We start from the raw sequence: 1,087 nt of genomic DNA on the forward strand, positions 1-1,087 counted from the left end.
TCCAGCGGTCGGCATGCTTGGATTTTCTATTGCCTTGGCGGTTCCTTTTGTTCTTTTTGCGGGCTTTCCTTCGTTGCTGAAGTCCATGCCAAAGTCTGGAGGGTGGCTGAACAGCGTGAAGGTTGTTTTGGGCTTTTTGGAGCTGGCCTTGGCGTTGAAGTTTTTGTCGAACGTAGACTTGGCTTATCACTGGAACTGGCTGGACCGGGAAGTTTTTCTGGCCTTGTGGATAGCCATCTTCGGTCTTATGGGGCTTTATCTCATTGGCAAGATTAGGTTTGCCCATGACAGTGAGCTGTCGTATATGTCTGTTCCTCGAACGATTGTGTCGATTATCGTTTTTTCTTTTGTGATGTATATGATTCCGGGGATGTGGGGAGCGCCATTGAAAGCGATCAGTGCTTTTCTTCCCCCTAGTGCCACACAGGATTTTGATCTGTCGTCGGTTCAGGGAGGTGAATACCGGTCGGGAGACAGTGGAGTGAAGGTTCAGAAGAAATATTATGAGATCTTCCATGAGCGGGGAACGCCTAAGGGATTTGATCCGTACTACGACTATGAGGAGGCATTGGCAGCAGCCAAGGAGCAGAATAAGCCGGTGTTGATAGACTTCACGGGATGGAACTGTGTGAACTGCCGCAAGATGGAGGCCAACGTTTGGACAGACGTGAAGGTGGCCAAGCTGTTGCGCGAGGAGTTCGTGATGGCCGAGCTTTTTGTGGACGACAAGACGGAGCTGCCGGCGGAGGAGCAGTATGTTTCAAGCTTCAGCGGCAAGAAGATTAACACGATAGGGAAGAAGAACAGCGACTTTCAGGCTTCGTCGTTCAACAGCAATTCACAGCCTTTGTATGTTATTGTGGATACGGAAGGTAATGTGCTGTTGCCACCTACAGGGGCAGACTACAATGTGGACAGCTATGCTGCTTACCTGCAAAAGGGGATAGATTTGTTCAAAGCAAAAAAATAAACCATATCTCCATATCAAAAGAAAAGCCCAATGAATTAGACATGCCCCAAAAAGTTAGACACTTATTTGGGGCATTTTTATGAGTAAAAAACAGAAGTATAATTTCAATTTTAAGTT

At 47.1% G+C, this 1,087-nt stretch carries 1 protein-coding gene; it reads left to right on the top strand.

Annotation, left to right across the window (positions count from 1 at the left end):
* Positions 1-970: protein-disulfide reductase DsbD family protein (locus tag ABD873_RS13330; RefSeq protein WP_345069101.1), on the top strand; the 970-nt coding region annotated here is incomplete at its 5' end.
* Between the last annotated feature and the right edge of the window lie 117 nt (positions 971-1,087).

It is taken from the genome of Sphingobacterium thermophilum, assembly GCF_039541675.1.
In the GTDB taxonomy this organism is placed as follows: domain Bacteria; phylum Bacteroidota; class Bacteroidia; order Sphingobacteriales; family Sphingobacteriaceae; genus Sphingobacterium; species Sphingobacterium thermophilum.